This window comes from Streptomyces corynorhini, from assembly GCF_003346515.1.
Lineage (GTDB): Bacteria > Actinomycetota > Actinomycetes > Streptomycetales > Streptomycetaceae > Streptomyces > Streptomyces corynorhini.
In genome coordinates, this window is the sequence record NZ_QQNA01000312.1 from 1 (window position 1) to 6,310 (window position 6,310).

Annotated in this window: 7 protein-coding genes; 2 read left to right on the top strand and 5 right to left on the bottom strand. The window is 72.2% G+C overall.

The genetic code is table 11. From position 1 onward, the window contains the following. Positions 1 to 36 precede the first annotated feature (36 nt). Positions 37 to 900, bottom strand: a complete 864-nt coding sequence (locus tag DVH02_RS30345; RefSeq protein ID WP_114627059.1) for an NmrA family NAD(P)-binding protein — start codon at positions 898 to 900, stop codon at positions 37 to 39. A gap of 104 nt (positions 901 to 1,004) precedes the next feature. Between DVH02_RS30345 and DVH02_RS30350 the strand changes: the two genes are divergently transcribed. Beyond that, on the top strand, positions 1,005 to 1,781 hold the full coding sequence (locus tag DVH02_RS30350) for a TetR/AcrR family transcriptional regulator (protein WP_233518552.1): 777 nt from the start codon (positions 1,005 to 1,007) through the stop codon (positions 1,779 to 1,781). 114 nt (positions 1,782 to 1,895) lie between these two features. Here the strand turns inward: DVH02_RS30350 and DVH02_RS30355 are convergent, their stop codons facing one another. The 4 genes from DVH02_RS30355 to DVH02_RS30370 form a co-directional block, all read right to left on the bottom strand. Beyond that, positions 1,896 to 2,963, bottom strand: a complete 1,068-nt coding sequence (locus tag DVH02_RS30355) for an ABC transporter substrate-binding protein (protein ID WP_114627061.1) — start codon at positions 2,961 to 2,963, stop codon at positions 1,896 to 1,898. A gap of 70 nt (positions 2,964 to 3,033) precedes the next feature. Further along, positions 3,034 to 3,702, bottom strand: a complete 669-nt coding sequence (locus DVH02_RS30360) for an ABC transporter permease (protein ID WP_114627062.1) — start codon at positions 3,700 to 3,702, stop codon at positions 3,034 to 3,036. 5 nt (positions 3,703 to 3,707) lie between these two features. Then, positions 3,708 to 4,364, bottom strand: coding sequence for an ABC transporter permease (locus tag DVH02_RS30365; protein ID WP_114627063.1), 657 nt, complete (start codon positions 4,362 to 4,364; stop codon positions 3,708 to 3,710). Then, entirely contained in the window at positions 4,361 to 5,599 is a 1,239-nt protein-coding gene (locus tag DVH02_RS30370) for an ABC transporter ATP-binding protein (protein ID WP_114627064.1), read from the bottom strand. Before DVH02_RS30370 ends, DVH02_RS30365 begins: the two co-directional genes overlap by 4 nt. Before the next feature lie 148 nt (positions 5,600 to 5,747). Here DVH02_RS30370 and DVH02_RS30375 point away from each other — a divergent pair. Beyond that, a partial coding sequence (locus DVH02_RS30375) for an aromatic amino acid lyase (protein WP_158575959.1) occupies positions 5,748 to 6,310 on the top strand: 563 nt, incomplete at its 3' end.

Sequence of the window (6,310 nt, forward strand, 5' to 3'; positions counted from 1 at the left end):
CCTGGAAGAGGTGGTCGCCGCGCCCCCCGGAGTCGCTCAGCCCGCGGCGACCACCTCTTCCAGGACCGCGCGGACCGGGGTGGCGTCCCGCCCCAGCAGCTCCGTGAGGGCGGGGCCGGTGGCGGCGAACTCGCCGCGCCGGGACGCGTGGAACATGCCCAGCAGCATGTCCGCCCGCTCCTGCGGCACTCCGTTCCCGACCAGGCCGGCCGCCCACTCGGCGTCGTCGGCGACGACGCGGCGGATGGTGCGCCCGGTCAGCTCGCCGAGGATCCCGGCTATGCCCGCCAGGTCCAGCGCGTGCGGTGCGGTCAGCGGTGGGGTCGGGCCGTCGAACCGGCCTTCGTCCGCCAGGATGACCGCCGTCGCTTCCGCCAGGTCGTCGTGTGCCGTCCACGACACCGGCCCGTCGGCCGGGGCGACCAGCTCGCCGGTCCGCAGCGCCTGGCCGAGGAGGAGCGGGATGGTGCTCGCGTAATACCCGTTGCGCAGCGCCGTGAACGGTGTGCCCGTCCCCGCCAGATACCGCTCGGTGGCGGCGTGGGAAGGCATGGGGGCGAAGAGGGAATCGGGGCTCGCGCCCTGGTGACTCGTGTACAGAACGCGCTTGGCCCCGGCCGCGACGGCCGCGTCGGCCGCCGCCGTGTGACGAGCGATCGCGACCGGACCCGTGATGGGGGCCGAGACGACGAGCACCTGGGTGGCGCCCTCGAACGCTTCGGAGAGCGATGCGGGGTCCGCGAAGTCGCCCCGCCGTACCCGGACGCCGAGCGCGGCGAGGTCGGCGGCGCCGTCCGTGTCGCGCACGCTCACGCCGATCCGGTCCGCGGGGACCCGGTCGAGCAGCCGCCGTACGGTCCTGGAGCCGAGCCGCCCATGGGCCCCGGTGACGATGATCATGTCGCACCTCTCGATCGTGCTGTCACCATCGCTGTTTTCGATGGAAACCCGATGTCGATATCGACGATACACCATCGTTAGCGGAAATGCGTTATCGTTGGAACATGATGGTCGAGACGGGTTCCGGTGAGGTCGGCAGACGAGAGACACGGGCGACGCTCGTGGAGGTCGCGGCGAGGCTCCTGCGCGAGCAGGGTGCGAGCGCCGTCACCACGCGCGCCGTCGCCCAGGCGGCGGGCGCGCAGGCGCCGACGATCTACCGGTTGTTCGGGGACAAGGAGGGGCTGCTCGACGCCGTGGCGGAGCATGTCTTCGCCGCTCATGTCGCCGCCAAGGCGTGCCCCGAGGACGGCGACGACCCGGTGGCCGACCTGCGGGCGGGGTGGGACGTGCATATCGGCTTCGGCCTCGCCAACCCGGCGCTGTTCGGCCTGCTCAACACGCCAGGCCGCAGCTCTCGTTCACCCGCTGTGGCCGACGGCCTCGAGGTCCTGCGGGCCCGGGTGCGACGCGTCGCGGCCACCGGTCGGCTCCGGGTCTCGGAGCGCCGCGCCGTCGAGCTGATCCACGCCGCGGGCACCGGCGCGGTGCTCACCCTGCTGGCCATGGGGCCGGACGACCGGGACCCCGGCCTCGGCGACGCGATGTACGAGGCGGTGGCGCGGGCGATCCTCACCGACGGGCCCGGGGCCGAGGCCGGTTCCGGGCCCGGTTCCGGGGCTGCCTCCGGGGTCGTTTCCGGGGCCGCGTCGGCCGACGACGGCGGCGGCACCGCCGCTGCCGCCGTCGCGTTCCGGACCGTCGTGCCCAGGCTCCCGATGCTCACCGACATCGAGCGCGCGCTCATGTCCGAGTGGCTGGACCGGGCCGTCGACCGCTGAGCCCGCCCGGCCGCGGCGGCCGGGGCCCGCCCGGACTCGGCGGCCTACGACGCACTCGGCGGTCGACGACGTACTCAGCGGCCGACGGCCCGGCTCAGCGGTCGACGGCCCGGCTCAGCGCTTCTTCACCAGGCCGTGCGCCGCCGCCCAGGCGTTCGCGACGTCCTCCGGGTCCTTCTTGTCCTTGTCGACCTGACGGTTCAGCTCGGTGAGGTCCTCCGTCGTGAGGGCCCCGCCCAGCCGGGCCAGCGCCTTGCGGACCGCCGAGTCGGCCTTGCGGTCGGCGATCAGGGGGACCACGTGCTGGCCCGGCACGAGGTTCTTCGGGTCGGTGAGGACCACCCAGCCCTCGGCGGCGATGTCGGTGTCCGTCGTGAAGAGGTTGGCGACGTCCACATCGCCCTTCTTCAGCGCGCCCTTGACCAGCGGTCCCGAGGAGTCGAGCGACTTGAACTCCTTGAACTCGACCCCGTACACCTCCTTCAGCCCGACGACCCCCACGACCCGCTTCTTCACCTCGGGCGCCGCTCCGATGACCAGCTTGCCGTTCTGCTTCTTCAGATCGGCGAGGGACGCGAGCCCGTACTCGGCGGCGGTCTCGCGGGTGACGGCGAACGCGTCCGAGTCCTCGGCCCTGCCGTACGGGAGGATCTGGAGCCCTTCGGGGAGGGCGACGGCGAGGGCGTTCTGCATCGCGCCCTCCTCGGTGGCCGTGGCCTTCGGTGAGAGGTAGTGGAGCAGCGCGCCCTGGTATTCGGGGAGGAGGTCGATGTCGCCGCCCTTGAGGGCGGGGATGAGGATCTCGCGGGTCCCGAGGTTGGGGCGGACCTTCGTCTTCACACCCGCCGCGCCGAGAGCGGCGGCGTAGAGGTAGCCCAGGATCTGGTTCTCGGTGAAGTTGGCGGTGCCGATGGTGACGCCGTTCGCGCTGGAGCCTCCGCCTCCGTTTCCTCCGCCGCCGCCCTGGCCGTCCAATGAGGTGATGCCACCGCCGCACGCGGCGAGCGCGGGTACGGAGGCGGCGGCGAGCAGTCCGCCGAGTATCGCCCGGCGGGGGAGAGGGGAGTGCTTCGGCGAACTGCTCGAACTCGCTGAACTCGTCGAACTCGTCGAACTCGTCGAACTCGGGGAGCTTGCTGAACTCGCTGAATTCGGGGAGCTTGCTGAACCTTGCGCATTCATGGCTTCGTCCTTGCTTCGTCCTTCTGGGCGGGCGTTACGGCGCTCACGGCGCTCCTGCGGCGGCACGCGCTCACACCGCCGCGCGGCGGTGCCGGAACAGCACGCGCTGGAGCCCCGAGAGCGCCAGGTCCAGCACGACCGCCACCGCCGCGACCAGCACCGCGCCGCCCAGCACCTGCACCAGGTCGCGCTGTGCCAGCCCGTCGAAGACGTACCGGCCGAGTCCGCCGAAGCTGACGTACGCGGCGATGGTCGCCGTCGCCACCACCTGGATCAGCGCGAGCCGCAGCCCGGTCATGATCAGCGGGAGCGCGAGCGGGATCTCGACCCGCAGCAGCACCTGGTGGCCGCGCATGCCCTGGCCGCGCGCCGCGTCCTTGACCTCCGGGTCGACGGCCGTCATCCCGGCGTACGTGTTGGTCACGATGGACGGCACGGCCAGCGCGACCAGCGCCACGTACACCGGCGTCATCGACAGCCCGCCGGCCAGGAAGACCAGGACGACCAGCCCCACCGTCGGCAGCGCCCGGCCGAAGGAGGCGAGGTTGATCGCGACGAACGCGCCCCGCCCCGTATGGCCGATGAGCAGGCCGACGGGGAGCGCGATGGCGGCGGCGACGAGGGTCGCGAGCAGGGAGTACTGGAGGTGTTCCGCGATGCGGTGGCCGATGCCGTCGGGGCCGGTCCACTGCTCGCCCGCGACGAGCCAGGAGCCGAGGTTCTTGAAGAGTTCGTACATGGCGGTCAGCCCCTCCCGCTCGTCCTGGGACGCCGCGTCCAGGGCGTCAGTACGTACTGCACCGTCACCAGCAGCGCGTCCGCGACCAGCGCCAGCAGCAGGGTCAGGACGATCCCGGCCACCACCGGGGTGGGGAAGTCGCGCTGGAAGCCGTCGGTGAACAGCTGGCCGAGCCCGCCGTCACCGATGTACGTGGCGACGCTGACCAGCGAGATCGACATGACGGTGGCGATCCGCACCCCCGCCATGATCACCGGCAGCGCGAGCGGCAGCTCCACGGTCAGGAGCGTGCGCAGCGGGCGCGTGCCCATGGCGACGGCGGCTTCGCGGGCCTTGGCGGGCACGGAGTCGAGGCCCTCGACGGTGTTCCGCAGCAGGACGACGAGGGTGTAGATCGTCAGCCCGATCACGGTCGTGGTCCTGGTCAGCCCCGAGACGGGCAGCAGGAGTACGAAGACCGCGATCGAGGGGATGGTGAACAGGACGTTCGACATGCCGAGGAGCAGCCCGCGCAGCGGGCGGACGCGGTGGGCGAGGACGGCCAGCGGCAGGGAGATCAGCAGGCCGAGCAGGACGGCGGTCAGCGCGGCCTGGAGATGGCTGAGGGTGAGAGTGGTGAGATCGCCCGCGTGAGCGGAGAGCCAGGACCAGTCGACGGTCATATCGACCCGCCGGGGGCCGACCCACCGGGGGCGGGGGTGGTGTCCAGGCCGTTCTCCGGACCGTTCTCCGGTGCAGTCTCCATTGCCGTTTTCTGTGCCGTTTTCTGTGCCGTCTTCTGTGTGGCGGGCGCCGTCTTCTGTGCGGTGAGCTGCGTCCGCGCTGCCTGCTGGTGTCTGCGCCCCGCCTGCTCGTGGATCGCCTCCCGCGAGGTCACCCCGGTGAGCACACCGGCGCCGTCGACCCTGGCGATCAGCCCGGTCGGCGAGGCGATCGACTCGTTCAACGCCGCCAGCAGCGAGTCCGTGTCACGCAACGGCCGTACGGGCGAGGGCGGACCGGCCGCTCCGGCGTCCGGATCCAGCCAGCCCAGCGGCTCGTTCCGCGCGGAGACGACCAGGTGCGGGCCGCTGCCCGGCCGGGGTGGCGGCGCGTCGTCCCGTACCGTCCGTACGGTCGTGGCCGGCTGGACGGGGACGTCCGCGAGCGTCGTCAGCGACAGCAGCTTCAACTCGCGCTCGGCGCCCAGGAAGTCGGCGACGAAGTCGTCGGCAGGGCGGGCCAGCAGCTCGGCGGGCGGCGCGCACTGCACCAGATGGCCGCCGGTACGGAAGACGGCGATGCGGTCGCCGAGCCTGACCGCCTCGTCGATGTCGTGCGTGACGAACGCGATCGTCTTGTTCAGCTCCTGCTGGAGCCGGAGCAGCTCGTCCTGGAGCTGGATCCGGACGACCGGGTCGACCGCGCCGAACGGCTCGTCCATCAGCAGTACCGGCGGGTCGGCGGCCAGCGCCCTGGCCACGCCTACGCGCTGCTGCTGGCCGCCGGAGAGCTGGTGCGGGTAGCGCCGGCCCGCCTCCGCCGTCAGCCCGACCGTCTCCAGCAGCTCGGCGGCCCGCGCGCGGGACTTCCGGCGCCCCCAGCCGAGCAGCAGCGGCACGGTCGCGATGTTGTCGAGGACCGTACGGTGCGGGAAGAGGCCCGACTGCTGGATCACGTAGCCGATACCGCGCCGCAGCTCGGCGGCGTCCTGCTCGCGGATGTCCTTGCCGCCCAGCCGGATGGTGCCCGAGGTCGGGTCGACCATGCGGTTGATCATGCGCAGCGTGGTCGTCTTACCGCAGCCGGACGAGCCGACGAGGACGGTGATGCCGCCCTCCGGCAGCTCCAGCGTCAGGTCGTGGACGGCCGTGGTGCCGTTGGGGAACCGTTTGTGCACCGCGTCGAATTTGATCATCAGTAGTCCCTTGCCCGCGTCCCTTGCCTGGCTGCATATAGTCATGCAGAGTTCTCGGTAGCTGAATAGATTGTCAATGCCCCGAGGTAAATCACTGGTTACGGATGGCCGCGGAGCAGAGCAGAGCATGAGGAGGCGTTCGCACATGATGTCGTCCCACAGGGCGGACCCGCCGAGCGCCGACCGGACCGGAACGCCTGCTCGGACCACTCTTGTCGTGCTGGACGGACAGAGCCTCCCGGTCGCCGACGTCGTACGCCTGGCCGAAGGCGCCGCTCGTCCCGTACCCGGGACCGACGCGATGAAGCGCGTCGAACAGAGCTGGTACGTCGCCCGCGAGCTGGCCGCCTCGGGCCGGGTGTACGGGCGGTCCACCGGCGTCGGCGCCAACCGCGGCGAGGCCGTGCCCACGGACGCCGCCGCCGACCACGGACTGCGGCTGCTGCGCAGCCACGCCGGGGCGGTCGGCGCGCCCCTGCCCGCCCGCGAGGTACGCGCCATGCTCGCCGTACGGGCCAACCAGCTCCTCGCGGGCGGCGCCGGGCTGCGGCCGACGGTCGTCACGGCGCTGTGCGAGGCGCTGGAATCGGGGGCGTACCCCCTGGTCCACGAATTCGGCTCGGTCGGTACGGGCGACATCGCGGCCCTCGCGCAGCTGGGCCTCGCGCTCGCGGGCGAACACCCGTGGCACGGGGGGCATGGGGGGAGCGG

Excerpts from the sequence above, each read along its gene's own strand:
- DVH02_RS30350 (WP_233518552.1), top strand. The coding sequence starts at position 1,005 with ATGATGGTCGAGACGGGTTCCGGTGAGGTCGGCAGACGAGAGACACGG.
- DVH02_RS30345 (WP_114627059.1), bottom strand. The coding sequence starts at position 900 with ATGATCATCGTCACCGGGGCCCATGGGCGGCTCGGCTCCAGGACCGTA.
- DVH02_RS30355 (WP_114627061.1), bottom strand. The coding sequence starts at position 2,963 with ATGAATGCGCAAGGTTCAGCAAGCTCCCCGAATTCAGCGAGTTCAGCA.
- DVH02_RS30370 (WP_114627064.1), bottom strand. The coding sequence starts at position 5,599 with ATGATCAAATTCGACGCGGTGCACAAACGGTTCCCCAACGGCACCACG.
- DVH02_RS30360 (WP_114627062.1), bottom strand. The coding sequence starts at position 3,702 with ATGTACGAACTCTTCAAGAACCTCGGCTCCTGGCTCGTCGCGGGCGAG.
- DVH02_RS30365 (WP_114627063.1), bottom strand. The coding sequence starts at position 4,364 with ATGACCGTCGACTGGTCCTGGCTCTCCGCTCACGCGGGCGATCTCACC.